Origin of the sequence: Natronorubrum tibetense GA33 (assembly GCF_000383975.1) — an archaeon.
GTDB lineage: Archaea > Halobacteriota > Halobacteria > Halobacteriales > Natrialbaceae > Natronorubrum > Natronorubrum tibetense.
The window spans coordinates 2,384,747-2,410,932 of the sequence record NZ_KB913017.1; the positions used below are offsets into that span (position 1 = coordinate 2,384,747).

A 26,186-nucleotide genomic window follows, 5' to 3' on the forward strand; every position below is an offset into this window, starting at 1 on the left:
CAGATTCGTGACAAGAATCGAAACAATCAGTGCTACTGAATAGTTAGTTCACGAGTTTCGACCTGAGATCAGCAGTTGTGGGGTGTTGAATAGATTCTCTAGGCCTTGTTTGAACGCGTGATCTTACGGGTGTGAGTCCTCGATGGCGCGTTCGATGTTTCGGACCGCGGATTTCATGACAAGCTCACGGAATTGACCGAACCAGTTCCTCGACCAGAGTGTATCGCCGTATCTGCGCCGAAGACCGAAAAATACCGATTCAGCGTTCGAACGCTGGTGATACGCTCGATCCTTGATGAGCAAATTTCTCGACCATCCCCGCATTCCAGGATCTCGCTGCGGGATCAGCGGTGTGACACTTTCCGCACGCAATCTCGTGCGAAGCTCCTCCCAGTCGTAGCCCTTATCGGCAGCGACAGTCGCCAACTTGTCGAGATTCCGCACTAACACCTGCCAGCCGACCTGTGTATCATGCGGTTGTTTCATCGAACAGTGTATGTCGAGAATCGCACTGGTTTTACAATCAATGAGCAGCGTCGTCTTCACCGCCTCGAACGTGTAGTCCGTCCGTTTTGCGTAGTGCTGGCTAGCTTGGACGCGATCAACACCGGTTGCGTCGATCGCCTGCACATCACCGAGATCATACAGTTCGGCGGACTGATCGAGAATCGCTCGCCACCGCTTCATTGGAATCGCCTGCTTTCGCGTACACACCGTCGAGAAGTGTGGGACCGTTTCAGGCGTCAATCCGAGTGATTTCGTCATTCTCGGCATCTCACGGAGGACGTCCATCAGCTTCCGGTACGGGTGGCCGAGATACTCTTTTAACCCCTGGACGGCGAGAATCACCCAGTCAGCGTAACCTTCTTCTCCCGGACGGTAGGCCGGAGCTGGCTGGCCAACGACGGCTTTTTGGGCGAGCGACACAACCTTCTCTGTGAAGCGGGAGGTCTTCGTGTGCACAACGAACCCATCCCGCTTCACTTCCTAGTAGATTTGGCATTTTCATCGAGCTACTAGCACGGCGATACGAATTCGATTGGCTCTACACTGCTGAAGTTTGAGCGTCTAAACAAGGCCCTTTTAGTGTATCAAACGCACGAATAGCTATGCTCTGGACGATATTGATCGGATTTCTGGTTGTCGTGATCGGAACGTATATCGGCGCAAGGATGGCGCTTCGGTCGTTCTTTGGTCGAGATTTCGTCGATCCCGAGACGGGTGAATTCACCCTGCCCGAGTCTGCTTTCGATGATTCGGTAAAGGAGAGCGATCGATAGGTACCGGTCATGTACTTACCGCAGAGGGTACCAAACCTATCATGTTCTAAGGATTTCAACAGAGCCAGAATCCTGTATTCGCACATCGTACTGGTGGTCGTTGTGGTCCGTCAGATCTACACTAACAGCGCTGCCACCGTTGTTCTCGGTGACGAGCTGATCGAGTGCTGTTGGATCAACGTGGTCAATAATCCTTACACCCGTATCGGCGTGGTACTGTCGGATGCACTCGGAGGTATATCGCTTCAAAACAGCGTCTATAAACCCTCTAGAGGGGCTTTCCTTTTTTATAGAGAATCCTGCTTGGTGGCTGCTCTTTCCCGATAGACACATACGCTGTACCGACATCAATAGCTGCGGTAACTCCTTCGCCTGTACGTACCGTTACGGGTACAAAAACTGCTACTAGATATCCATCTCGAGCAGGGTAAGTGATCAGTTTCGGCCCACCGTTCGAGCCCTTCGGTGACGTTTTCGCGATCCACTGGCTGTCGTCGTGTCGATCGTTCACCGTCACCCAGTTAGTCGGCAGTATCGAAGCCGTTTTCCCCCGTGCGCGTCTTCACTCTCGTATGAACGGCGGTAGCGACATGACCCTGGCGTTCGAACTCGAGGCGCTGAAAGAGCTCGCGTCGCCCGAGAGCGTCTTCGAAGACGCGAGGGGCTGGACCGAGTACATCGGCGTCGTCTCCGAGAAGCCCACCTACGTGGTGACGAACTTCACGCGCAAGAACCGCATCCGACAGGATTTCTTCTCGGGCCCGCGCGGCAAAGCCGAGAGCTTAGAAGGCGTCAAAGATCAGTTCGATACCGATCGCTACGTCCTGATCGCTTCAAGCGAGGAAGACGAACAACTCGCCGAGGAGGTCGGCTGGGAGTATCTCGACGTCGAAGACGCGGCCGAGGCCGCTGACTGGATCGTCGCCTCGAGCGCCGAAGATGACGCGGACGACGCCGAACCGGTTCGCGACGACTGGCCGTAGCTCGCCGACAGCGGCGATTTCGAACCTCCTGTACGTCGGTTTCGATTTTCGCCCGCTCCGGGACCCGTATCTGAACGATTATCACTTTTCACAGCGTTCGGTGCGTATCGACCAATGAGCCCTGCACTCGAGTCCCACGTCGACGATGATATGGTCGACGCGATCGGATCGCTCGGTAACCGCACGCGCCTCGAGATTCTGTTCGCGCTCGTCAAGCAGGAAGACGAGTGTCTGGAGCAGTGGGCGACGATGTCGTTTACGGAGCTGTACGAGGCTGTCGACCTCGAGAGCACGTCCCAGTTCTCCTATCACCTCGATCGATTGACCGATACGTTCGTCGTCGAGACGCCCGACGGCTACCGGCTGACCTACGGCGGCGACAAACTCGTTCGGACGATTCTCTCGGGTGCCTACGAGAGTACTCCCTCTTTCGACGACGTCGAGGTGGACGGGGTCTGTGTGTTCTGTGAGACGTCTGCGCTCGTTGCGACGATGGATACGGAGCGGTTCGTCGTTCGGTGTGACGCCTGTGAGGCGACCCTGCTGAACGATATGCTTCCCCGGAGCCAGACCAGACACCGCTCGGCGGCAGCCATCGTCGACAGCGTCGGCACCCGGATCTGGAGTACGTACACGCTGGTCAGGGGTGGCGTCTGTCCGGAGTGTTACGGACCGATCGACACCGCCGTCGACAGCCACGAACCGGACACGGGTGAGTACGACGGGCGGCCGTTCTACGCGCTCTCGCATACGTGCCGGGAGTGCTGGCTCGCGATCCACATGCCGATCGAGGTGACCGCGGCGTTCCATCCTGCTGCCGTCGGCTTCTTCTGGGAGCACGGAATCTCCCTGCTGGAGTGTCCGCTCTGGGAGTTCTTCGAGTACATGGTGAGCGAGACGGTTTCGACGCAGGTCGACAGCGTCGACCCGCTCGAGGTGACCGTCGAAATTACGCTCGAGGACGAGAGCCTCCACCTCGAAATCGACGACTCCTTCACCGCCATCCCTGAGCCGAGCAGCGGTGACTGAGTACGACGCTGACTGGCGGTCTCTCAAATGTCTTTGAGTTGCTCGACTGACAATATGTAATTCAAACGACAATATTTATCCCAGCCGGCTCGCATGAGTGTGTATGCGTTCCGATTTGCTGACCGATACCGCGGCGGCGCTCTGGAGGCTCGAGTATGGCAGCGATTGAACTCGACGGGCTGACGAAACACTTCGGTGACGTCGTCGCCGTCGACGACCTCGATCTCGTCGTCGAAGAGGGCGAAATCTTCGGATTCTTGGGTCCGAACGGCGCGGGCAAGTCGACGACGATCGATATCCTGTTGGATTTCATCCGTCCGACCGCGGGCACCGCGACCGTGCTGGGCCACGACGCGCAGACGGAGGGTGAGATCGTTCGCAGTCGAACCGGCGTGTTGCCGGACGCCTACCACGTCTACGACCGACTCACCGGCCGTCAGCACGTCGAGTTCGCCATCGAGATGAAAGGCGTCGACGACGACGCCGAGGCCCTGCTCGAACGGGTCCGGGTCGCCGACGCCGCGGACCGGAAAGCCGGCGGCTACTCGAAAGGGATGCGCCAGCGGATGGTCCTCGCGATGGCGCTCGTGGGCGATCCCGACCTGCTCGTGCTCGACGAGCCCTCGACGGGGCTAGATCCCAACGGCGCCCGCGAGATGCGCGAGATCATCCGCGAGGAGAACGAGCGCGGGACGACCGTCTTCTTCTCGAGTCACATCATGGAGCAGGTCGAGGCGGTCTGTGACCGCGTGGCGATCATCAACCGCGGCCGGCTGGTCGCCGTCGACACGATCGACGGACTCCGCGATTCGACGGAAACCGGCGAGACGCTGTACGTCTACGTTGCGGGACTCGACGAGCGCGTTCTCGAGTCCGTACAGGCCCTCGAGGGCGTCGGCAGCGCGTCGATCGACGACGGACGCCTGCGGGTGTCCGTCGACGGCGTCTCGAAGTTCGCCGTCCTGCACGCCATCGACGAGGTGGCCGCGGTTCAGGACTTCTCGGTCGTGGAATCGTCGCTCGAGGATCTGTTCGTCCGCTACACGAACGCGGGCCAGGAGGTCGAAGCGTGACTTGTCTCACCGTCGCGAAGAAGGACTTCCGCGACGCCGTCCAGTCACGGGCGCTGTGGTCGCTTGTCGGCGTCTTCGTCGTTCTCTCGATCGTCTCCACGTACGCGTACGTCGAAGCCCCGGCGTTGTTGGGCTCGCAGGCGGAGGCGACGTTCGGCGGCCTGATCTTCTTCACGATCGGGCTCACCGGGTTGTTCGTTCCGCTGGCGGCGATCGTCGTCTGTTACAAATCCCTCGCGGGCGAGCGCGAACTCGGGAGCATCAAGCTCTTGCTCTCCCTGCCGACGACTCGCGGCCAGGTCTTCGTCGGAAAGGTGATCGGCCGAGCCGCCGTTCTCGCGTTCGGGCTCAGCGTCGGTCTCGTGGTCGGTATCGGCTTCGGCTCCGTCTTGCTGGGCGAGTTCGACGCTCTCGCCGTGCTGGTGTTCGTCCTCGTCACGCTCTCGTTCGCCGCGATCTACGCGGCGATCGTCGTCGGGATCTCGGCCACGACGGGATCGACCTCGCGAGCGACGACGCTGGCTCTCGGCTTCTTCGTCGTCTTCGAGTTGCTCTGGGACGTGGTCCCGATGGGGATCCTCTACGTCGTCGAGGGCTTCTCGCTCCCGACGACGATCCCCGATTGGGTGTACCCCGTGATGCAGCTCTCGCCCTCGTCGGCGTACTTCACGACGATCGTCGCCCTGTTGCCAGACCTCGCGGAGACGGTCGGTGCCGACCCGTCCGGATCCGGGGCCGGCGTCGAGGTGAGCGCCGCCGAGGCCGAACCGTTCTACGCGACCCCCGAGGTCGGCATCCTCGTCCTCGCCCTGTGGCTCGTCGTCCCGCTCGCCGTCGGCTACTACCGGTTCGACGCGGCCGACCTCTGAGATCTGGGCGTCGTCGATTTTCCTCGAGTCGTCGCGCTTATGCCCGGGCCGGCCGAAAGACGCCCAATGGCAGAGCCCCGCGTCCCGGGTTCCGGCGGCGATCGAACGCTCGAACTTCCCTGTGGGAAGTCCCTCGATCCACACGAGATCGACCTCGGAATGCGTGAGTACTCCTGTAGCTGCGGCGACAGCCACGCCGTCGTCACCGACGTCCATCCCCCCTCTCGATTCTTCCCCGAGTCGCTCGTCGAGATTCTCCAGGAGACGATCGAACCCGCCGACGAGTTCGAGGAGTTCGGCACGCCCCACCTGCTGGGCGTCGTCATGGAGGAGTTCCCCGAAAAAGTCGCCACCTACGACGCGAGCGACGACGGTGCCGTCGGCTACGCGATGCTGTGGGTGACCGACTTCGACTCCCGTCGGCTCCACGAGATCATCGTCGAACTGGTCGTCGAACTCATGGACCACGCGATCAGCCACGCCGAAGACGACAACGCCGTCACCGACTTCGAGTCCCAGATGCTCGAGTTCGACGTGAGCGAGTTCGTCGAACAGTACCGTCTCCAGCGCGACTTCGAGAGCGAACACGACCGCGCACTGTAGGCTCGAGTATCCGACGAGTACGACCCGCGAACCGACGACCGTCAGCGACGGGTTTCGACGCCGCGGAACTCGAAGCGCGCGCCCCCGGCGTCGCTTTCGGCCACGGTGAGCGACCAGCCGTGTGAGTCAGCGATCCGGTCGACGATCGCGAGTCCGAAGCCGGTCCCCTGGGTTGCCGTCGAGTAGCCGCTCTCGAGCACGCGCTCGCGCTCGTCGCTCGGGATTCCGGGGCCATCGTCCTCGACGAAAAAGCCCTCCCCGTCGGGGAGGTCGCCGACCGTGACGGTGACGCCGACATCGATGGGTTCGCCCCCGTTAGCAGTCGGTTGCGCTCGTTGGTCGGGACGCGCCGTACCGTGCTCGACCGCATTTCGCATCAGGTTCTCTAACAGCCGTTCGAACCGGCGCGTGTCGACCCGGACAACGGCGTCCGTCGGGGTCTCGAGTCCGACGCCGTCCGTTTCGACGTATCGCCAGCACCGACGGGCGAACACCGCCAGCTCGATCGGCTCGCACTCTGCAATCGGTTTCTCTTCGCGTGCGAGCGTCAGGATATCGTCGATCAGCCCTTGCATCCGGTCGTGGGCCTTGGCGACGGTCTCGAGTCGGTCGTCATCGCGGTCTTCCAGCACCAGCGAGAGCTGTCCCTGGGCGACGGTCAACGGGTTTCGAAGGTCGTGGGAGACGACGTTGGCGAACGACTCCAGGCGCTCGTTCTGCCGTTTGAGCGTCCGCTCGCGCTCCTTGCGCTCGGTAATATCGCGGAGGACACCGACGGTTCCTCGGAACTCGCCGTCCTCCATCGGGAGGAGCGCGAGGTGGTTTTCGTTCGGCACCCGGTCGCCGTCTTTCGTGCGAAGCGTAATTTCGTAGGAGCCCCGTTCGCGGTCGTCGTCGGCCAACAGCTCCGCAATTATCGCTTCGCCGGTCCTGATATCGTCGTCGTCGATGACGAGCGAGACGTGTTCGCCGATCTGTTCCTCGGGTTTGTAGCCCGAGACCGTCCGATCGCAATCGATCGGCGGGACGACTTTGGTGAACCGACCGTTGGCATCCAGCGTGTACACCTCATCGGGAATCGTCTCGAGAATCGTTTCGTACTGCTCGAGTTCCCACTCGCGTTCCTTCCGAGCGGTAATATCCCGGACGACACCGGCAGCACCGCGATACTCGCCGTCCTCGAGCGGGAGCAGGGAGACGTTGTCCTCACACTGAATCCGCGTTCCGTCGCTCGTTTCGACCGTGATCTCGTAGGTCTGCTGGCTCGGTCCCGACGCGCTGGTCAGGAGTTCCCGGATGACGTCAGTCCCGCGCTCGACGGACGGTTCGTCGAGCAGAAACGAGACGGGTTTCCCGACGATGTCGGCTTTCGCGTAGCCGGTTATCTCGGCGTAGGCGTCGTTGACGAACGCGTAGCGGCCGTCCGAATCGATCGTGTAGACCGGATCGCCGAGCGCCTCGACGATCGTCTCGTAGCGTTCCAGATCGCGCTTGCGATCCCTGTGATCCGTAACGTCTCGAAGGGTACAGATGAGTCCGTTCCGATCGGTCGTCGAGAGCGTGTGGTCGACGACGATCCGGCTGCCGTCCGCTCGAACGCCGGTCGACTCGTCGTGCCAGTACCCTTCCGCGCGTACCGTCGGGAGCACCTCTTCGTGTACGGTCGCGGCGTCCTCGTCGGTGTACAGGAGTTCCCAGTGCTCGCCGATCAACTCCGCGGGCTCGTAGCCGAAACACTCCGCGTACGCCCGGTTCACGTAGACGAACGTTCCGTCCGGATCGAGCAGACTGATCCCCTCCCGTGCGGTTTCGATCGCCCGACGCTGGCGTTCGTGGTGGCGCTGGGTGCGCGCCGTCTCGACCGCGTTGACGAGTCGGTTGGCGAGCACCGGAAACTCGCCGCTGGCGGTCTCCTTTTGTACGTAGTCCGTGACACCCGCCGCAATCGCGTCGCTGGCGAGCGCTTCCGACCCGGCGTCGGTACACAACACGAACGGCGCGCGCTCGTCCCGATCGCGAACGCGTTCAAGCAACGCGAGTCCGTCGATGTCGACCAGATCGTACTCCGAGACGAGACAGTCGATTCGATCGGTCTCGAGGCGCGCGAGCCCTTCCCGTGCGGTCGTCGCGATGGTCGTCTCGAACCGGTCGTCTTCCCGCTCGAGTCCCTCGGCGAACTGCGCTGCAAACTCCGGGTCGTCGTCCACATGTAAAACGCGGATTCGCTCCGGCCGGCCGTCCGCGCGTGGTGAGTCACCGGTCGGTCTCATGGCTCCCCTTTTGCCAGTACGGAGAAATAGATTGGGTCCGCTCTCACGGACAGGCCGCGTTGTGATACTGCCTCCGGCGACTGAATCAATTGGAATCGGGCAGAATAAATCGGCCGAACAACTGCTGGATGAGTAACTGAACACCCGCTGGCGAACCGGCTGGACCGCCGCTACGGCGTCCCGACCGAGATCGCTACCCGTAACCCGCCGCTCGCACTCTCCCCGAGCGAGATCGACCAGCCGTGGGCCTCGACGACCTCGGAGACGATCGCCAGTCCGAACCCGGTTCCCTCGGCCGCCGTGCTGTACCCCCACTCGAGGACGTCGTCGCGCTCGTCGGCCGGTATCCCCGGCCCGTCGTCCTCGATCGCGAACCCGTCTGCGGTCGCGGTGACCGTCACCGTCACGTCGTCGCCGACGTGTTCGCGGGCGTTACGTAGAATGTTCTCGAAGAGCGCACGGAGTCGACTCTCGTCGCCGTCGACCGTCGGCAGCGAGCCGTCGCGGACCACCTCGAGTGTGGGATCGACCGCGCGGTGGGCCTGATCGAGAACGGCGTCGAGGTCGACTGCGACCGTCTCGGTCAGCCGCTGGCTGCTCCGGGCGAGCGCGAGCACGTTCTCGACGAGTTCGTCCATCCGGTCGAGCGCCCACGCGATCTCCTCGAGGTGCTGTTCCCCGCCTTCGTCGACGTGAGCGTCGAGGTTCTCGAGGTGGCCCGCCGCGAGCGTGAGCGGGTTCCGAAGGTCGTGAGAGACCGTGCTCGCGAACGCCTCGAGGCGATCGTTCTGACGCTCGAGTTCGCGGCTTCGATCGGCGAGTTCGCTCTCGCGGGCGGCGCGGTCGAGGGCAGCCTCGGCGTTGGCAGCGAGAATTCTAGCGAGCGTCAACGCCTCGGAATCCAGGCCGTTGACCGCGAGTGAACTCACGATGAAGATCCCGTGCTCGCCGAGAGGGATGTGGGCCTCGCTTCGGATCGGCGTCTCTGGGCTGCGAACGTTCGGTGCCCGACGGAGGTCGCCGTGGACGATCGCCTCGCCGGCTTCGTAGGCGTCCCAGGCGATACCGCCGCCGGATTCGATGTAGCCGACGGTGCCGAACAGTTTGCGAGCGCGGTCGCTCATCGCCGCGGGGACGAGCCCGCCGTTCGAGTCGTCGAGGGGTGTCGTCCCGTCCTCGGAAGCCGGTTCCCCAGTCGCGCGGTCGGGCGGCGATGCTGCGGCCGACCGCGTCGTGATATCCGACTGGTAGAGAAACACCGAGTTGAGGTCGAGATTGATCGCTTCGCTGGCGATGTCGGTCATAATACGTGCGATCTCGTCGCTTCCCGTCGCGGCCATCAACCGGCGCGTTCCGTCGTGTAGCTGCCGGATTCGGCGCTCGTGTTCCTTCCGGGCCGTGATGTCGCGTATCGCGCCGACGCTGCCGAGCAACTGGCCGTCGTCGTCGAGCACCGGCGCGATGTTATCCTCGATGTGACAGGTCGAGCCGTTCGGCGATTCGATGGTCGTTTCGATGGTACCGCTCCGTCGGTCGTCGCTGGCCTGCATCTCCTCTATGAGCGCCCACCGCTCCTCGAGTTCGGCCTCGGAGATGAACTCGGTGACGTGCTCGCCGACGATCGCGTCGCGGGGCTCGCCGAAGTAGTCGGCCATCGCCTCGTTGACGATCTCGACGTTCCCGGCCGCATCGAGGACGTACATCGAGTCGTCGACGGTTTCCACGAGCGTTCGGTATCGCTCGAGTTTCCGCTCGCGACGTTTCTGCTCGGTCGTGTCCGTGTAGATCGCGTACTCGTGGATCTCGCCGGCGATCTCGGTCGCAAAGCCGCGAAAGAGGAAGTCCCGGGGACCGTCGGTCGTACAGCGCTCGACCTCGGCCGTAACGACGGACTCGAGACCGGCCGACTCGTAGACGTCGATCTCCTCGCTTCCCGCCGGGACGAGCAGTTCGTCGATGCCGTGCTCGTCGAGCGCGTCGCGATCGTACCCGAACAACTCCTCGAACGACGGGTTGACCGCGACGACGCGGACGCCGTCGGTACGGTTCAGCAGTAGTACCGCGTCGGGGACGCTTTCGAACAGTGCGGCGAAGCGGTCGCGTTCGTCTCGGCGCTCTCGCTCCGACTGGATCCGCGTGACCGTCGAGGCGACGGTCGCGGCGACGAGTTTGACGATGCTGACCGCGTGGCCGTCGAACGCGTTCGGCGTCGTCGAAATCGTCTGCAGGACGGTGTCGCCGTTGACGGGAACGCTCACGACAGAGCGAACGTCGGCGGCGGTCGACTCGCCATCGCTGGCATACGTCTTCGGATCGATCACGCCGGTCGTATCGGTCCGGAGGGCTTGCTCGACCAGTCCCTCACACGTCGATTCCTGAATGGCCGTCGTCCCGGCGTCCGTACCGGCGGCGACGACGGGTGCGAAGTCGGCGCTGATCCGGCTCGTGTCGGGATCGTCTCGCTCGACGAATATCGCCGTCGCGTCGCTCTCGAGCAGCCGGTCGACGGCGTCGACCGCGAGTCGGTACGTCTCCTCGACCGTCGAACAGGACTCGAGCGCCCGAACGGCGTCGCGGACGTCCTCGAGATCGAGTCCGATCTCGTCGATCTGGTCTGCCCGCAGAATCGTTCGCAACTGTTCGCGGAGCCGATCGATCGAGTCGTCTCGCCCTTTCGGAACGTACCCCGAGAGCCCGGCCGTGATCGCGTCGCTCGCGAGTTTCTCGTCGCCGTCGGCGGTGTAGAGCACGATCGGGACGGTTGCGAGACCGGCCGCCCGGAGCGAGTCGTACAGCGAGAGCGCGTCGGTTTCCTCGAGGCGGTACTCGGTGACCACACACGCGTACTCGCTCGTCTCGTCGGCGAGCGCGTCGCGAAGGACCGCGGTCGTCGGCACTTCCTCGACCGTGAGCGTGCTGTCGTCCGCCTCGAGTGTCATCGCGGTCTGTGTTCGATCGGTGGGATCCGGATCGAGGTACAGAACGGGATCCAGCGCTGCGTCACCGCAACTCCCGGACTCTGGCATTTCGTCGTCTTCTATCAGTAACGGCGTCCTGATAAGATATTCGGCCATTTTCGACACCCGACGTAGTCGTCCGGAACTCGGGCCGGCGGACTCGTTGCACCAGTACAGCGGCGTGCGTACGGTTTCGCGAGGCTTCCGGTTTTTGCGCTGACAGATCGCACTCCAGTTCGAATTTCGAAAATCGATTTCGAGATTCGTACTGTATCGTGGGGCTTATTACGATGTGCGAACTCCGATTCGACAAGCAAAATGAGTACGGACCACCAGAGCGAGGGCGAGACTGGGGACGGACGCACGATTCTGCTGATCGGCAGTGGCCCGATCCAGATCGGACAGGCCGCCGAGTTCGACTACTCGGGCGCACAGGCTTGCCGGGCGCTCCAGGAGGAGGGTGCTCGAGTCGTGCTCGTCAACTCGAACCCCGCGACGATCATGACGGATCCGGAGATGGCGGACGAGGTCTACATCGAGCCGATCACCACCGAGGCCATCGCCGAGATCATCCGCAAGGAACGTCCCGACGGCGTCATCGCCGGCCTCGGCGGCCAGACCGGGCTGAACGTCACCGCCGAACTGGCAGAGGAGGGCGTCTTAGAGGAGTACGACGTCGAGATCATGGGGACGCCGCTGGACACCATCTACGCGACGGAGGACCGCGACCTCTTCCGCCAGCGCATGGAGAAGATCGGTCAGCCGGTCCCCGCATCGACGACGATCTCGCTCGAGGAGGGCGAGTCGGTTACCGAACTCAGCGACGAGGACGTTCGCGAGCGCGTCGAAGCCGCCGTCGAGGAAGTCGGCGGGCTGCCGGTCATCGCCCGCACGACCTACACCCTCGGCGGGTCGGGATCGGGCGTCGTCCACGAGATGGACGAACTCCTCGCCCGCGTCCGCAAGGGGCTGCGCCTCTCGCGCAACAGCGAGGTTCTCATCACCGAGTCCATCGCGGGCTGGGTCGAGTACGAGTACGAGGTCATGCGCGACGCCGACGACTCCTGTATCATCATCTGCAACATGGAGAACATCGACCCGATGGGGATCCACACCGGAGAGTCGACGGTCGTCACGCCCTCCCAACTGGTTCCCGACGAAGGGCATCAGGAGATGCGTACGGCCGCGCTCGACGTTATCCGCGAACTCGGCATTCAGGGCGGTTGTAACATCCAGTTCGCCTGGCGCGACGACGGCACGCCCGGCGGCGAGTACCGTGTCGTCGAGGTCAACCCCCGCGTCTCCCGCTCCTCCGCGCTCGCCTCCAAGGCGACCGGCTACCCGATCGCTCGCGTGACCGCGAAGGTCGCCCTCGGCAAGCGCCTCCACGAGATCACCAACGAGATCACCGGCGAGACGACCGCGGCGTTCGAGCCCGCGATCGACTACGTCGTGACGAAAGTTCCGCGATGGCCCAAGGACAAGTTCGACGACGTCGACTTCGAACTGACGACCGCCATGAAGTCGACCGGCGAGGCGATGGCCATCGGGCGCACCTTCGAGGAGTCGCTGTTGAAGGCGCTCCGGTCGAGCGAGTACGAACCCGACGTCGACTGGGCCGAGGTCAGCGACGAAGAACTCGAGGAACACTACCTCGAGCGCCCCTCCCCCGACCGTCCCTACGCGCTGTTCGAGGCCTTCGAACGCGGCTACACCGTCGACGAGGTCGTCGAACTGACGGGGATCTTCGAGTGGTACACCGAGCGGTTCAAGCGCATCGCCGACTCGACGCTGGCCGCCCAGGAGGGTGACTTCACCGAGGCTGCTATCGCGGGCCACACCAACGCCTCGATCGCTGCGGCCGCGGGCGGCGAGGTCGATGTCGACACCGTCGAACAGCAGGTACCGGGTCGCACCTACAAGCAGGTCGACACCTGCGCCGGCGAGTTCGAGGCCGAGACGCCGTACTACTACTCCTCGCGCAAGAACGAGTTCGAGTCCGGCCCGCTGGTGGGCGAGGCCGCCTCGGGCGAACTCGAGGTCGACCTCGATCTCGAGAGCGTGATCGTCGTCGGCGGCGGCCCGATCCGTATCGGGCAGGGCGTCGAGTTCGACTACTGTTCGGTCCACGCAGTTCAGGCCCTCCGCGAGATGGGGATCGACGCCCACGTCGTCAACAACAACCCCGAGACGGTCTCGACGGACTACGACACCTCCGACGGGCTGTTCTTCGAACCGATTACCGCCGAGGAGGTCGCCGACGTGGCCGAGGCGACCGGCGCAGACGGTGTGATGGTCCAGTTCGGCGGCCAGACCTCGGTCAACATCGGCGAACCGCTGCAGGACGAGATCGATCGCCGCGGCCTCGAGTGTTCGGTCATGGGAACCAGCGTCGAAGCGATGGACTTAGCGGAGGACCGCGACCGCTTCAACGCGCTGATGGACGAGCTGGGGATCGCCCAGCCCGAGGGCGGAACCGCCTTCTCCAAGACGGAGGCGCTCGAACTCGCCCACGACATCGGCTACCCCGTCCTCGTCCGCCCCTCCTACGTGCTGGGCGGGCGCGCAATGGAGGTCGTCTACGACGACGAGGAACTCGAGAAGTACATCGAGGAAGCCGTCCGCGTGAGCCCGGAGAAACCGATCCTCGTCGACGACTTCCTCGAGGACGCGGTCGAACTCGACGTCGACGCCGTTTCCGACGGCGAGGACGTCTTGATCGGCGGCATCATGGAACACGTCGAGGCCGCCGGGGTCCACTCCGGCGACTCCGCGTGTATGATCCCGCCGCGCTCGCTTGACGACGACACGCTGGCTCGCGTCCGCGAAGTCACCGAAAATATCGCGGACGCGCTCGACACGGTTGGCCTGCTGAACGTCCAGTTGGCGGTGAGAGACGGCGAAGTGTACGTCCTCGAGGCGAACCCGCGCTCTTCCCGTACCGTTCCGTTCATCTCGAAGGCGACCGGCGTCCCGATCGCCAAGATCGCCGCGAAGGTCATGGCCGGCACCTCCCTCGCCGACCTCGACATCGACGAGCAGATCCCCGAGCAAACCTCGATCAAGGAGGTCGTCCTGCCGTTCGACCGCCTGCCGGGTTCGGACCCGCGTCTCGGCCCGGAGATGAAGTCCACCGGCGAGGTCATGGGTAGCGCCGACACATTCGGCAAGGCTTACGACAAGGCCCAGGACGCGACTAACAAGCCGATCCCCGAGTCCGGAACCGCCATTATCGACCTCTCGGCGGACAAGTTCCCCGATCCGGACACCGAGGCGGGCGACGCGCTCGTCGACGGCTTCACCGACCACTTCGATCTCTGCGAGGAGGTCGATCTCCCACAGGCCGTCCGCGAGGGTAAGGTCGACCTCATCGTCTCCCGCGACCGCGACCTCCTCGAGGTCGCCGTCGAAGAGGAAGTGACGTACTTCTCGACGCCCGCGAGCGCGTCGGCCGCGCTCGAGGCGCTCGAGGCCAAGGCCGAACCGATCGATGTCCAGTCGATCACCGACCGCCCCAAGCGGTCCGGCGAGTGGGGCAGAGCGGAATAGCGTCGGTTAGACCGACAATCGGCGGTCTTCGTTCGACGGAACGACCGGCAAAATGATTCGCCGTTTCTGATGCGTCTGAGTGTTGTTGTTACCGAACGGTTCCGCGGTCCGTATCGAAAACACCGCAGTCGGAGCCGACAGTCGACGATCATCGAAACAGACGACGGTCTGATCGCCCGTTCGACGTTCACTCGAGCGTGTACCAGTCGAACTCCTCGATCGCGAACAGATACGAGACGGGGGGTGCAAGGAGCCCGACGACGAGGACGGTCCACGCGGAGATCGTGATGCCGCGAGCGGAGACCGCCAGTTCGGGGCCGGGCGTCCACGCCGTCACTGCCGTGAACAGGTCGGCGATCAGACCGGGCGCGTCGGCGTAGAGGACGGCGGCGGCGATCGCTGTAAGGATGATCGAAGCCGAGTAGACGATGAAGGCGGTTTTGCTCGGCATCACCGCCTCGCGGTTGTTCGTCACCTTGACGCTACCGTATCGGGGGAAGGCAGCGCCGACGCCGGTCGCGAGCGCCGGCGTCGCGACCGCGCCGACGGTGGTGGCGACGACCAGCGCAACGGTGTGCTCGAGCGAGAGCGGACTGAGCAGGCCGAGGGTGAGCGAGCCGAGGAGGGCGACCGGGCCGGCGACGAGCGCGCCGGCGACGACCAGTCCCGTGATCGCCTGTCGGCCGGCGAGGGGCGAGGCGACCACGGCGGGCAGCGCGCGCCCGAGATCGCCAAGCGGGTTGAGCGTGAACAGCGCGCCGGCGGCCCAGACGATGTACAGCGAGAGGATCACGGCGACGTGGGTCGGCACGGTTCCGGTTCGGGCGATCTCCTGGACGAACGCGATCGATCCCAGCAACGGATAACCGACGTAGACCAGTCGGATCGGTGCCCGTTTCGTTCGGCGGATCGCGGTCGTCGCCACCGTCCGGATCGGTCGCGACAGACCGTACGACAGCAGTTTCGCGAGTCGATCCGACGAGTCCGTCACCGACTCCTCAGGCTCTTCGAACCGCGCGGGATCGGCGAACCAGTGTCGTCGCGCGGAGGCGATGCCGACGGCGACGGCGACCGCGCCGAGCCCCGCTGCGCCGAGCAGTGCCCCGAAGGCGGTGGCGCTCGAGGCCGCGACGTTTGGGACGCCGAGCAACAGGAGGTGGCCGGGCCAGCCGAGGGGACTGTCCTGGAGGGCGTAGAACAGTTGGTCGATGACCAGATTGAACCGTCCCGTGGCGATGGCACCGAAGTAGAGCACCCAGAACGCGATGAAGATCACCATTCGGTACCGGGCGATCGGTTCGTAGACGATAACCAGATGGCGGACCCAGACACCGACCACGAAGCCGACGGGAACGGCGGTACAGAGGGCGAGGACGACCACGAGCGGCACGAGCAAAATTGGGAGTAGCGTCCCCGTTCCGGAGGCGAATGCGATCGAGAGGACGACGGCCGGTGGAAGGAGCCAGCTTCCGAACAGGAGTATCTCGGCACCGACGACGCCGACGACGACGTTCCGGAGCGGCGTCGAGGTGAGCAGAAAGGCCGGTTTATCGACGGTCGCGGCCGCCGTAAACGCCCGAATTCCCGCCATGAACACCAGAAACAGCCAGGCGACGGCGACGCCGCCGGTGACGAGTTCGGTCGCCGTCGTGGCCTCCGTCTGCGTGACGCCGTCCGCGAACTGCTCGCCGAGCATCGGCAGCAGGTAGCCGCCGGCGACGACGATCGAACCGAACATGACCGCCGCGAGCAGCCCCATCATGAACAGCTTCGAGCGCTCGTTCGACACCGCTCGAACCGTGCGTCGAAACTCCGTCGTGGCGACGAGGAAGGGAACGCGCGACATCAGCGAACATCACCGCAGCGGTGGCGACTGCACATCAGCGGGGAGGGACACGGTAGTTCGGGGACCATACTCGATAGCGCGTCATCCATCCAGTAAATCATTTGGATCCTGTCATTCGCGAGTCGATACCGTTCGACGGGCGCGTGGTAACCCGCTGGTGCCTCGAGCACCGTCGAATATGTCACACATTTACATCGAGTGCGACGAAACGAGATGTATGAGCCCCGCCGACGCCCCCGCGATCGAAACCGAGGCCCTCACGAAACGGTACGGCGAGACGACCGCCGTCGCCGGGCTGACGATGACCGTCGATCCGGGGACGGTGTACGGCTTCCTCGGCCCCAACGGCGCGGGGAAGACGACGACGATGCGAATGCTGACGACGCTGACGAAACCGACCTCGGGGACGGCCCGGGTCGCCGGCCACTCGATCACCGACCGCGAGGCCGTCACGCCCCACATCGGCTATCTGCCCGAGGAACCGCCGATCTACGACGAGCTAACGGGACGCGAACAGCTCGAGTACGCCGCCGGGCTCCGAGACCTCCCCGACGCCGACGCCACCGAGCGCATCGAGTCGCTGCTCGAGCGGTTCGACCTTCTCGAGGATGCCGACAGGCGGATCGAGGGCTACTCGAAGGGAATGCGCCAGAAGGTCGGCGTCATCCAGGCCGTCCTCCACGAACCCGCCGTCGCCTTCCTCGACGAGCCGACGAGCGGGCTGGACCCCCGGGCCGCTCGAACCATGCGCGAGACCATCGCCGACCTCGCGGATCGGGAGATGACCATCTTCCTCTCGACGCACATCCTTCCCGTCGTCGACGAACTGGCCGACGAGATCGGGGTGCTCCACGACGGCAAACTGGTCGCCCAGGGCGACCCCGAGACGCTGAAGTCCCGCGCCGAAACCGGCGAAGCGCGGAGTCTCGAGGAGGCGTTCCTCGAGGTCACGCAGGAGGCGTCGCCTCCCGAGGACGATACCGTCGAGCCGTCGATGGAGTGACGATCGTCTCCAGCTCACTCCTCGAGCGTGACGATTCCCTCGGTCGAGTTGAAGTGGATCCGACGATTCTCGCCGACGGTTAGACTCACGCGAGCGAACTCGAGGCCGTCGGACGGCCGTTCGACCTCGAGAACGGAGTGCCGAGAAGTCAGATCGGCGGTCCGTACGTACGGGTCGGTGTAGTAGCCGTGAAGTTGCGCGATACCGTCGTCGTTCTCGATGCGTGCCCAGCGGTGGTCGACCGAGCCGGAGCCGAAGCCGGACTCGACGAGCACCAGTACGGACTCGTCGAAATCGACGGCCCGTAGCCGGTCTCGCGTCTCGTCGTCCGCGTCTGCGTCGTCGAACACCGATTCGTACTCGTCTTCGTCACCTATCAGGCGAACTCGATACACCTCGCCGCTCGGTTTAGCGTCGGTGCTGAACACAGTATTTCGTATCGTGACGGCGGGTGTCAGGAGTCGCTCGAACTCGAGTGACGGCTCGGTCGCCATCTGATCCCCGAGGTACTCCTCGTTCCAGTCGTTGTCCTCCGGGTCGAACGGATCGTCCGGATCGTCCGGATCGTCCGGGTCTTCGGGTGGGTCCGGCCGCTCGATACCGTGGGACGGCTCGGTGACCCGTGGGTCCTCTTCGATGGCCTCCTCGACCTCGTTTTCGTCGTCTTCATCGTCGTCACCGTCCGTCCCGTCGTCTTCGCCGTCGTCGGCACTCTCACCTCCGTCGTCTCCATCGGTGTCGGCCCCCGGACTTGCGTCGTCAGCCGCCTGTTCGTCGAGACAGCCACCGAGAGCAGCAGTGGCGGAGGTGACGGAGAGTCCAGCGCCGACGAGGATCGTTCGGCGATTCATATCAACACGGCAGTACGTATTGGATAAATACTTTCCCCACAGTGTAGTGGTTATTTTAGTCGTCACCGAGGGGGGCCGAACGACCCCGCGAAGCGGACACGGTGACGGAGCGACAGAGACGGACGTCGGGAGCGAAGACGATGCCAAGTCCGACATTCCTAAGCGCGCGGACTCTGTGATTCGAGTATGGAGTATTACGAGGCGGCGGACTTTTTATTCGATCTGCGGCGGTTCCGCCCGAAACCCGGGACGGGGTCGACGGCGCGGCTGCTCGCCCACCTCGAGAACCCTCACGAGACGGTCGATTTCGTCCAGATCGCCGGCTCCAACGGGAAGGGGAGCACGGCGCGGATGGTCGAACGGAGCCTCCGGGAGGCCGGGCTTTCGGTTGGCCTCTACACCTCGCCCCACCTCGAGGATCTTCGCGAACGCGTCCGCGTCGACGGCCGCAAGATCCCGCGGTCGGCGGTCCGTGACTACGTCGAGGCCGTCTACGAGTACATCACCGAGCGCGGGGCCGACGGCGAATCACCAACGTTCTTCGAGACGATGACCGCGATGGCCATCTGGCACTTCGGCCGCGAGGATGTCGACGTAGCCGTCCTCGAGGTCGGTATCGGCGGCAAGTACGACGCCACGAGCGTCGTCGATCCGATCGCAAGCGCCGTGACGAGCGTCACGCTCGAGCACACGGGCATCCTGGGCGACACCGAAGAAGAGATCGCCCGCGACAAGGCACACGTCGCCCCGACCGACGCGCCGCTGGTAACCGGCGTCTCCGGAGACGCACTCGAGGCGATTCAGGAGATTGCCGGTGACGTGGTGACCGTCGGTCGAGCGTCTACCGTACAGGACGACGAAGACGGCCCCGACGTTACCGCCGAGTACGGGGGACGGGCGAACCACACCGAAGCCGCCGTCGCCATCGAGCGCGACGGCTGGCGTCTCGAGACTAATATTCCCCTTCTCGGCACCCACCAGGCCGAAAACGCTGGTATCGCCGCCGTGCTCGCGAGACAGGTGACCGACATTGCGGACGACGACCTCGCACGCGGACTGCGGAGCGCCCACTGGCCCGGTCGCTTCGAGGTGATCAATACGGCACCGCTGGTGATTTTGGACGGCGCGCACAACCCCGGCGCCTGCGAGCAACTCGCGGAGACGCTCTCGACGTACGCCTACGACGACCTCCACCTCGTCTTCGGCGCGATGCACGACAAGGACCACCGCGAGATGGCCGCGACGCTGCCGACGCCCGATTCGGTACGCGTCGCGGAACCGTCGCTCGATCGGGCTGAGGACCGAGACGTCCTCGCGACGGTGTTCGCGGACGCCGGCGTCGACGACGTTCGGACGAGCGAGAGCGTTCAGGACGCCCTCGAGACCGCACTCGCGGACGCCGGGAGCGACGACTGCGTGCTCGTGACCGGGTCGCTGTTCGCCGTCGCGGAGGCTCGCTCGCGCTGGACCGCTGCCGGCGTGCCAAAGCGGATTCGGAACCTCGCGGACGCCAGTGACGCGCTCGCGAGGGCGAACGTCCCGCAAACTGAGAGTACCCAATCGCAAGCCGACGCCGTCCACCGCGTGGTCAAACTGACGGTCGACTCCGGTCAGGCGACCGCACTGAAGACCGAACTGGTTCGCCTCGGCGGCGAGTGTGCCGTCTCCGGGCTCCAGCAGCACGCCGAGGCTGTCGAGACGGTTCTGATGGGAACCGTCAGGCAGTTCGAGGCGCTCGTCGCGACCCTCGAGTCGGACGCGGACGGCCGCTCGAGCGGACTGGCGGACGTCGCTCGAGAGATCCGGGAGACCCTCGAACTCGATGCGGCGACTGCAGACGTAACCGCATCGGCCTCGAGTGCGTCGGGTTCGGTCGATGTGGACTCACGCGACGCGGGCGGAGACGGCACCGAATCGGCCGAAAACCGCGGCGACGACCGCTATCCGTGGCACGATCGCACTGCCGTGATGGGGATCCTGAACGTCACGCCGGACAGCTTCCACGACGGCGGCGAGTACGACGCGCTCGAGGACGCCCTCGCCCAGGCCGAGGCGATGATCGAGGCCGGCGTCGACGTGATCGATGTCGGCGGCGAGTCGACCCGTCCGGGTGCCGATCCCGTCTCGGTTCAGGAGGAAATCGATCGCGTCGTCCCCGTGATCGAACGGATCGCGGATCTCGACGTCGAGATCTCCGTGGACACGCGCAAGGCCGCCGTCGCGGAGCCGGCACTCGAGGCCGGTGCCGACATCGTCAACGATGTCTCGGGGCTCGAGGATCCCGAGATGCGCTTCGTCGTGGCCGACCACGACGCGGGGCTCGTGGTGATGCACAGCATCGATGCGCCGGTCGTTCCGGATCGGGACATCGAGTACGACGACGTCGTCGAGGACGTGATCGACCAACTCTCCGAGCGCGTGCTGCTCGCCGAGAAGGCCGGAATCGACCGCGAGGATATCGTCGTCGACCCTGGTATCGGGTTCGCCAAGTCCGCCCGCGAAAGCTTCGAGATCCTCGGTCGCCTCGACGAGTTCCGTGCGCTCGGCTGTCCGATCCTGTTCGGCCACTCCCACAAGTCGATGTTCGATCACGTGGGCTCGGCGGCCGGCGAGCGCGGCCCAGCGACGGTCGCGGCGAGTGCGCTCGCAGCCGACCGCGGTGCGGACATCGTCCGCGTCCACGACGTGCCGGAGAACGTCGCCGCGGTTCGGACGGCGCTCGCAGCGCGCGATCCGGAACGGTTCGAGTGATAACCGCTCGGCGATTCACCGACCGCGGCTCCACCTGGCTTTCAAACCAGGTAGTAAGGCAGATTCTCCGTGCCGCCGTGTGCGAAGCAGTTGACTGAGTGTTCAGGTGCCGGTCCAACCTTCAACCGTCCGGACGGAGTACTCCCACTGAGCGCAGCGTGCGCGAACGATTACAACTCATGCCTGAGGAACACGATTCCGATCTGGCGGCGAACATTCCGACGGAGAAACTCGAGGAGTACGACGTCGAAAAACCGGTCGAGACGGCCACGTCGATAGTCGACAACCCGAAACGCGTGTTGCTGCCATTGCTCGGCGGCGGCGCGTTGCTCCTGTCTGCCCTCCGCTCGCTCAAACGAGGGCAGTTCCGCGCGATACCCAAGGCGGCCGTCGGTGCCGGGCTGCTGAGCTACGGCCTCCGAAACCGGCGCTCGAGCGAGTCGCCCACCTTCGAACCGAGTACGGTCGAGATCGAGGAGGGGACCGCCGGGAAGGAGACATCGGACGAGGCCAGCGCCGCTGCTGAGCGCACCGATTCCGGGCGAGAGTCACAGATCGACGCGGAGGGGAACATTGACGAGTCGGCACAGCTCGGCGAGGAGGGAGAGACGGGCTCGAGGATCGAGTTCACCGATGACGCAGAGCAGGACGAGCCGCGAACGAAACCAGAACACGGCGGTGACGAGGAGGACCCCCGCCGCAGTACCGGCGACGATGACGAGCCGGTCGAAGTCGACGTCTCCGATACGGCGATGGCCGAAGAAGTGGCCGAAGCGACCGGGCCCGACCCCGAGCAGGCACAGCCGTCCCAGACCGACGCGACCGAACCCGAGGAAACGCCCGATGAGGACGCTTCGGAGATGAAAGTCGATCCGGACGAGGACGCCGACTCGACGAGCGACGAGTCGGAGGCCGATGCAAGCGACGAAGACGACGAAACTGACGAAGACGACGACCGATAACCCAGTACAGCTCCAACGGGACGCCGGCTTCTCGAGGCGACGCGCGAACGTTCGGGCGGCTCGAGCCTCTCGAACTGCTTGCTACTCCGAGCTAGGGGTTCCCTTCTCGACCCGCCTCCTCCTGGGCCGACTGCCAGCCGGAGAGCACGTATGCGGGCAGCGCGATGGCACCGACCACGAGCAGCGTGCCGGCGACGATCGTCCCGACGGTAACGTGGCGCGGATTCAGGGTCAGCGACGCCGGCAGACCGAACTCGAAGAGCGTGAGGGCACCGAGAGCGGCGACGCTCGCGATGGCTACGGTGGCGATCACGAGCAGCAGGTTGGGAGAGTCGAGTCGCCGGGACTGCTCATCCATACGATAGCTCGTTAGCGACCGTGCATGAGTCATTCGCCTCGCGGACCGAATCCGCGCCGCGGTCCGCTGCTGGAACTGATATCGAACCGGACCGAACCTGTTCTGCCAGACTGAACTGGACCGAACACGTTCCCGTCCGCCCTGCGACGCGTTCCGCACGCAATAAGTCCCCTCGCTCCCAAGAGCCGTACATGCAATACCAGGAACTCGGCGACTCCGGCGTCGAGGTCAGCGAAGTCGGCTTCGGCGCGTGGGTCGTCGGCACCGACTGGTGGGGCGACCGCTCAGAAGACGACGCCCTCGAGATGGTTCGGTACGCTATCGACCAGGGAGTGACGTACATCGACACGGGCGACGTCTACGGCCACGGCCGCAGCGAGGAACTCATCGGCAAAGCGATTGCGGACGTCCGCGACGACGTGACGCTCGCCACCAAGGTGGGCTACGACTTCTACAACAACCCCCAGGCCGGCCACGGCGAGTTGCCCAAGGAGATGGACCCCGACTATCTCCGAGACGCCGTCGAGCAGAGCCTCGAGCGACTCGACGTCGAGCAGATCGACGTACTCCAGCTCCACAACGCCAACGTCGAGGAGATCACCCCCGACGTACTCGAGTTGCTCGACGAACTCGAGGAGGAGGGACTGGTCCGCGCGCGCGGGCTCGCGCTCGGCCCCTCGATCGGCTGGCTCGCGGAGGGCGACCTCGCCATCGAGAAGGAGTTCGACTCCCTGCAACTCGTCTGGAACGTCCTCGAACAGGAGGTGGGCAACCACTTCCTCGAGACGATCGAGCGGACGGGATCGTCGACCAGCCTGATCCCCCGTGTCCCTCACTCCTCAGGTATCCTCAACGAGCAGGTGACGCCCGAGACCGAACTCGAGGAGGGTGACCACCGCGGCTTCCGACCCGACGCCTGGTACGAGACCGGCTGGGAGAAACTCGAGGCGTTGCGTTTCCTCGAGCGCGCGGAGCCACGGTCCGCGGATAGCTCGAGCGAAGCGAGCGGCCGTGAACGAACGATGGGGCAGGCCTCCATCGCGTGGCTCCTCTCCCACGACCCGGTCGCGTCCGTCACGCCGACGTTCCGGACGACAGCCGATATCGACGAGTGGGCGGCCGCGAGCGACGTGCCGAAACTCTCCGACGAGGAGATGGCTCGCGTCGAAGAGCTGTACGAGAGCGACTTCGATATCGACCGCGACGATGGCATGGACTCGCTGCGCTCGTCGGTCGGCGGGGCGGACATCGAGTCGGCGGGGCTCGACAAGCTCGCGGCCGACTGAGGAATCCACGGAACAAAGGTAAGCAGATTTAACAATTCTATCAGGCTGTTTCATCTCTCGGTACTGTTCGCCTAGTCCGCCGTTAGATGGCTCATAAAGCCGTCTAGCCGACAATTATTTTGGGAAATAATTTTTTGATATTTCCTGAAAACCCGAGATATTGTTCTGGGTGTTGATAACTATCTCTGGGTGGACTGTCAGTCGCGTATGGTCGATCCGACCAACAGACGTGCGTTCCTGGGGGGTAGCGGACTGGCAATCGTCGGTCTCAGCGGCTGCCTCGGCAGGTACAGTACCGAATCGGAGACGGATAGCTCGAACACCGAACCCGCCGACGGTGAAAATCATGATCGAACGCTCCAGTGGGGCAGACAGGGGGGCGAGCACGCGATGCAGGACTGTCCTGGGGAACGAGGATACTGGAAGTGGGTACTCACGCCGGGTGGCCCGACCGCGATCGAAGCCGGTGCGGTGCTCACCGTCGAATTCGAGGATGGGGGCAGCGAAACGGTGGACGGATACTTCCCCGGGGGAGGGCAAGGAGCCGTTCACTTTGACGTTTTCAGGGACGATGGCGGAACCGTCGAGAGCGCGACCGTCGCGTTCAGTGGGGGTGGCAACAATGCCCTTCTGACGATCAGTGAAGGCTACTGCGTCGAAGGTCCAGAAGACCCAGAGGATCCGGAGGACCCCGAAGACCCAGAAGAACCGGAGGATCCCGAAGACCCAGAAGAACCGGAGGACCCCGAAGACCCGGAAGATCCCGAAGACCCAGAAGACCCGGAGGATCCCGAAGACCCGGAAGATCCCGAAGACCCCGAAGAACCGGAGGATCCCGAAGACCCAGAAGACCCGGGGGATCCCGAAGACCCAGAAGACCCGGAGGATCCCGAAGACCCCGAGGATCCAGAAGATCCGGAGGATCCCGAAGACCCAGAAGACCCGGGGGATCCCGAAGACCCAGAAGACCCGGAGGATCCCGAAGACCCAGAAGACCCGGAGGATCCCGAAGACCCAGAAGACCCGGAGGATCCCGAAGACCCCGAGGATCCAGAAGATCCGGACGAACCCACGAAGAAAGAACAAAAGAAGAAAGAAGCGAAGAAGAACTCGAACTAACCCACGACGCAGCTAACGAGTCAGTGCCGGGTCGAGGAACTCGGTGCTACACGTCGCTGGTCCTCAAGACCGACCGACTGTCGAGAGCCAGGGCCTGTTGACGCCCTACTCCGCGTCGGTCGTCGTGACTCTGAACTCGAACTCGAGTTGGCCGCTCGTTTTCACGTTCACGCCGCCGAGTTGCTCGGAGATCTGTTCGCGCGCTCGAGAGCTCGGTTCGACGGTCACGGAAACGCTGTCGCTGTTCGTGTTGTAGGAGATGTTGCCTACCGTCACGTCGAACTCGAAGAGCGTCGGCACCTCCGCCCTGAGCTGTTCGCGGACGTCTTCGACCTCCGAGCGGACGGTCGCCATCTCCTCGTTTAACGTCGTCATCGGCGGAGGTAGCTGCCAGTCGCGCTTAATCGTGTTCCTTGCTTACGTACCGCATTCATACGTTCGAGGCGCTCGGAGCCGTCTAACTCCAGCGGGGTGGAACAGTGTCGTACTCGGTCCGCTCCTGCAATCGTCTACCCGGTGCCGTGAGAGCTTGAGAGGTGGTCGGCTCCGGCTGCTATACACCTCCCTCTATATTCGGGTACTCCCCCTAACCCCGCTGGGTGCCTACTGTGTGATAGGAGAGACCCATGTCCACCCAAACATACGAGTTCACCTGTCCGGACTGCCAGCGAGCGATTCCCGTGACTGGCCCGATGCGTGAGGCGACGCTGTCGAGCGGTTGTCCCGTCTGCGGTCGGTCGGTGACCGACGTCCACTTCGGAACGTGACTCCCGACGCGGTCGACTCGTCACGAACTCGCCGAACCGAATCGCAGACCAGTCGAACCGCCGCAACAAGACCCTTAGTCCCATTTAACATCTTTTGGGAGTGGCTTTTTATACGGCGTCATTGTGTGTTACTACGTCATGAATAACGTTACGTACGTCCAGAAAGCGTGTGCGTACATCACGCGCCAGACGGGCGAACTACTGGTCTTCGACGGACCGGGCCACGACGGGTTACAGATTCCGAAAGGAACGCTCGAGCCCGGCGAATCGCCGCGCGAGGCGCTGTTTCGGGAGGTTATCGAGGAGAGCGGTCTCGGGACGCTGAGTTCGACGAGCCATCTGACGACCGATGTCTGGACGCGCCGCGAGTCGCCGCCGAAGCGCTACGTCCGCCATTTCTTTCACTCGACGGTTCACGAGCCTCGAGATCAGTGGACGCATACGGTGACCGACGGCGGTGAGGAACACGGGGCCGAGTTCGACCTGCACTGGGTCCAGCCGACGACCGCTCGGGAGTTCGCCCTCGATCTCGACGACTACGTCCATCTGCTGCCGAACGTGACGCCGGCCAACGACGTCGCGACGGTCTCTGACTGAGCCCGTTCGGTCCGTTCCATCCGTCCGTTCCAG

At 64.0% G+C, this 26,186-nt stretch carries 20 protein-coding genes; 13 read left to right on the top strand and 7 right to left on the bottom strand.

Going from position 1 to position 26,186, the window contains the following annotated elements; translation table 11 throughout:
- Window positions 1–123: 123 nt before the first annotated feature.
- On the bottom strand, window positions 124–984 hold the full coding sequence (locus tag NATTI_RS0112455) for an IS5 family transposase (protein WP_006089795.1): 861 nt from the start codon (window positions 982–984) through the stop codon (window positions 124–126).
- 868 nt (window positions 985–1,852) lie between these two features.
- Here NATTI_RS0112455 and NATTI_RS0112465 point away from each other — a divergent pair.
- The 5 genes from NATTI_RS0112465 to NATTI_RS0112485 all read left to right on the top strand — a co-directional run bounded on the left by NATTI_RS0112465 (window position 1,853) and on the right by NATTI_RS0112485 (window position 5,837).
- Complete coding sequence (locus NATTI_RS0112465) at window positions 1,853–2,263, top strand: DUF7124 domain-containing protein (protein ID WP_006089797.1); 411 nt, start codon at window positions 1,853–1,855, stop codon at window positions 2,261–2,263.
- Window positions 2,264–2,377: 114 nt separating this feature from the next.
- Window positions 2,378–3,292 (top strand): ArsR/SmtB family transcription factor, encoded by a 915-nt coding sequence (locus NATTI_RS0112470; RefSeq protein ID WP_006089798.1) that lies wholly within the window; start codon window positions 2,378–2,380, stop codon window positions 3,290–3,292.
- A gap of 155 nt (window positions 3,293–3,447) precedes the next feature.
- On the top strand, window positions 3,448–4,365 hold the full coding sequence (locus NATTI_RS0112475) for an ABC transporter ATP-binding protein (protein WP_006089799.1): 918 nt from the start codon (window positions 3,448–3,450) through the stop codon (window positions 4,363–4,365).
- Window positions 4,362–5,234 (top strand): ABC transporter permease subunit, encoded by an 873-nt coding sequence (locus tag NATTI_RS0112480; RefSeq protein WP_019991853.1) that lies wholly within the window; start codon window positions 4,362–4,364, stop codon window positions 5,232–5,234. The genes NATTI_RS0112475 and NATTI_RS0112480 overlap by 4 nt, the downstream gene beginning before the upstream one ends.
- 66 nt (window positions 5,235–5,300) lie before the next feature.
- Entirely contained in the window at window positions 5,301–5,837 is a 537-nt protein-coding gene (locus tag NATTI_RS0112485) for a DUF5815 family protein (RefSeq protein ID WP_006089802.1), read from the top strand.
- A 41-nt stretch (window positions 5,838–5,878) separates the two neighbouring features.
- Here the strand turns inward: NATTI_RS0112485 and NATTI_RS0112490 are convergent, their stop codons facing one another.
- Both NATTI_RS0112490 and NATTI_RS0112495 read right to left on the bottom strand, forming a co-directional pair.
- Window positions 5,879–8,107 carry a PAS domain S-box protein gene (locus NATTI_RS0112490; protein WP_241434319.1) on the bottom strand — a complete coding sequence of 743 codons (2,229 nt, stop codon included), beginning with the start codon at window positions 8,105–8,107 and terminating at the stop codon, window positions 5,879–5,881.
- A gap of 170 nt (window positions 8,108–8,277) precedes the next feature.
- Window positions 8,278–11,181, bottom strand: a complete 2,904-nt coding sequence (locus NATTI_RS0112495; protein ID WP_006089804.1) for a hybrid sensor histidine kinase/response regulator — start codon at window positions 11,179–11,181, stop codon at window positions 8,278–8,280.
- Window positions 11,182–11,382: 201 nt separating this feature from the next.
- Here NATTI_RS0112495 and carB point away from each other — a divergent pair, with 201 nt between their 5' ends.
- The gene (gene carB / locus NATTI_RS0112500; RefSeq protein WP_006089805.1) at window positions 11,383–14,613 is read left to right on the top strand and encodes a carbamoyl-phosphate synthase large subunit; all 3,231 of its coding nucleotides are present in this window, start codon (window positions 11,383–11,385) and stop codon (window positions 14,611–14,613) included.
- 187 nt (window positions 14,614–14,800) lie between these two features.
- On the opposite strand, the gene NATTI_RS0112510 is transcribed toward carB, so the two are convergent.
- Window positions 14,801–16,459 (bottom strand): hypothetical protein, encoded by a 1,659-nt coding sequence (locus tag NATTI_RS0112510; protein ID WP_006089806.1) that lies wholly within the window; start codon window positions 16,457–16,459, stop codon window positions 14,801–14,803.
- 217 nt (window positions 16,460–16,676) lie between these two features.
- On the opposite strand from NATTI_RS0112510, the gene NATTI_RS0112515 reads away from it, so the two are divergent.
- Window positions 16,677–17,462, top strand: a complete 786-nt coding sequence (locus NATTI_RS0112515; protein WP_027119141.1) for an ABC transporter ATP-binding protein — start codon at window positions 16,677–16,679, stop codon at window positions 17,460–17,462.
- 14 nt (window positions 17,463–17,476) lie between these two features.
- On the opposite strand, the gene NATTI_RS0112520 is transcribed toward NATTI_RS0112515, so the two are convergent.
- Window positions 17,477–18,313 (bottom strand): hypothetical protein, encoded by an 837-nt coding sequence (locus NATTI_RS0112520; protein ID WP_006089808.1) that lies wholly within the window; start codon window positions 18,311–18,313, stop codon window positions 17,477–17,479.
- 186 nt (window positions 18,314–18,499) lie between these two features.
- On the opposite strand from NATTI_RS0112520, the gene folP reads away from it, so the two are divergent.
- Both folP and NATTI_RS0112530 read left to right on the top strand, forming a co-directional pair.
- Entirely contained in the window at window positions 18,500–21,064 is a 2,565-nt protein-coding gene (gene folP / locus NATTI_RS0112525; protein ID WP_006089809.1) for a dihydropteroate synthase, read from the top strand.
- Between the two features lie 179 nt (window positions 21,065–21,243).
- Window positions 21,244–22,026, top strand: a complete 783-nt coding sequence (locus NATTI_RS0112530; RefSeq protein ID WP_006089810.1) for a prolipoprotein diacylglyceryl transferase — start codon at window positions 21,244–21,246, stop codon at window positions 22,024–22,026.
- A gap of 91 nt (window positions 22,027–22,117) precedes the next feature.
- Here the strand turns inward: NATTI_RS0112530 and NATTI_RS0112535 are convergent, their stop codons facing one another.
- Complete coding sequence (locus NATTI_RS0112535) at window positions 22,118–22,384, bottom strand: hypothetical protein (RefSeq protein WP_006089811.1); 267 nt, start codon at window positions 22,382–22,384, stop codon at window positions 22,118–22,120.
- Between the two features lie 191 nt (window positions 22,385–22,575).
- Between NATTI_RS0112535 and NATTI_RS0112540 the strand changes: the two genes are divergently transcribed.
- Entirely contained in the window at window positions 22,576–23,670 is a 1,095-nt protein-coding gene (locus NATTI_RS0112540; protein ID WP_006089812.1) for an aldo/keto reductase, read from the top strand.
- Window positions 23,671–23,877: 207 nt separating this feature from the next.
- Window positions 23,878–24,789, top strand: coding sequence for a hypothetical protein (locus NATTI_RS27000; protein WP_019991855.1), 912 nt, complete (start codon window positions 23,878–23,880; stop codon window positions 24,787–24,789).
- Window positions 24,790–24,894: 105 nt separating this feature from the next.
- Here the strand turns inward: NATTI_RS27000 and NATTI_RS0112550 are convergent, their stop codons facing one another.
- A complete protein-coding gene (locus NATTI_RS0112550) occupies window positions 24,895–25,164 on the bottom strand; it encodes a hypothetical protein (protein ID WP_006089814.1) in 270 nt (89 codons plus the stop codon).
- 251 nt (window positions 25,165–25,415) lie between these two features.
- Between NATTI_RS0112550 and NATTI_RS25380 the strand changes: the two genes are divergently transcribed.
- Window positions 25,416–25,556: a DUF7560 family zinc ribbon protein gene (locus NATTI_RS25380; protein ID WP_081603651.1), complete on the top strand. Its 141-nt coding sequence runs from the start codon at window positions 25,416–25,418 to the stop codon at window positions 25,554–25,556.
- A 138-nt stretch (window positions 25,557–25,694) separates the two neighbouring features.
- On the top strand, window positions 25,695–26,153 hold the full coding sequence (locus NATTI_RS0112555; RefSeq protein WP_006089815.1) for an NUDIX hydrolase: 459 nt from the start codon (window positions 25,695–25,697) through the stop codon (window positions 26,151–26,153).
- Window positions 26,154–26,186: the final 33 nt, after the last annotated feature.

Bases quoted from the DNA above. Each gene is read 5' to 3' on its own strand.
- NATTI_RS0112465 (WP_006089797.1), top strand. From the start codon at position 1,853: ATGAACGGCGGTAGCGACATGACCCTGGCGTTCGAACTCGAGGCGCTG.
- NATTI_RS0112530 (WP_006089810.1), top strand. From the start codon at position 21,244: ATGCCTGAGGAACACGATTCCGATCTGGCGGCGAACATTCCGACGGAG.
- NATTI_RS0112555 (WP_006089815.1), top strand. From the start codon at position 25,695: ATGAATAACGTTACGTACGTCCAGAAAGCGTGTGCGTACATCACGCGC.
- NATTI_RS0112535 (WP_006089811.1), bottom strand. From the start codon at position 22,384: ATGGATGAGCAGTCCCGGCGACTCGACTCTCCCAACCTGCTGCTCGTG.
- carB (WP_006089805.1), top strand. From the start codon at position 11,383: ATGAGTACGGACCACCAGAGCGAGGGCGAGACTGGGGACGGACGCACG.
- NATTI_RS0112515 (WP_027119141.1), top strand. From the start codon at position 16,677: ATGAGCCCCGCCGACGCCCCCGCGATCGAAACCGAGGCCCTCACGAAA.
- NATTI_RS0112475 (WP_006089799.1), top strand. From the start codon at position 3,448: ATGGCAGCGATTGAACTCGACGGGCTGACGAAACACTTCGGTGACGTC.
- NATTI_RS0112550 (WP_006089814.1), bottom strand. From the start codon at position 25,164: ATGACGACGTTAAACGAGGAGATGGCGACCGTCCGCTCGGAGGTCGAA.
- NATTI_RS0112540 (WP_006089812.1), top strand. From the start codon at position 22,576: ATGCAATACCAGGAACTCGGCGACTCCGGCGTCGAGGTCAGCGAAGTC.
- NATTI_RS0112520 (WP_006089808.1), bottom strand. From the start codon at position 18,313: ATGAATCGCCGAACGATCCTCGTCGGCGCTGGACTCTCCGTCACCTCC.
- NATTI_RS0112485 (WP_006089802.1), top strand. From the start codon at position 5,301: ATGGCAGAGCCCCGCGTCCCGGGTTCCGGCGGCGATCGAACGCTCGAA.
- NATTI_RS0112495 (WP_006089804.1), bottom strand. From the start codon at position 11,181: ATGGCCGAATATCTTATCAGGACGCCGTTACTGATAGAAGACGACGAA.
- NATTI_RS27000 (WP_019991855.1), top strand. From the start codon at position 23,878: ATGGTCGATCCGACCAACAGACGTGCGTTCCTGGGGGGTAGCGGACTG.
- NATTI_RS0112510 (WP_006089806.1), bottom strand. From the start codon at position 16,459: ATGTCGCGCGTTCCCTTCCTCGTCGCCACGACGGAGTTTCGACGCACG.
- folP (WP_006089809.1), top strand. From the start codon at position 18,500: ATGGAGTATTACGAGGCGGCGGACTTTTTATTCGATCTGCGGCGGTTC.
- NATTI_RS25380 (WP_081603651.1), top strand. From the start codon at position 25,416: ATGTCCACCCAAACATACGAGTTCACCTGTCCGGACTGCCAGCGAGCG.
- NATTI_RS0112470 (WP_006089798.1), top strand. From the start codon at position 2,378: ATGAGCCCTGCACTCGAGTCCCACGTCGACGATGATATGGTCGACGCG.
- NATTI_RS0112490 (WP_241434319.1), bottom strand. From the start codon at position 8,107: ATGAGACCGACCGGTGACTCACCACGCGCGGACGGCCGGCCGGAGCGA.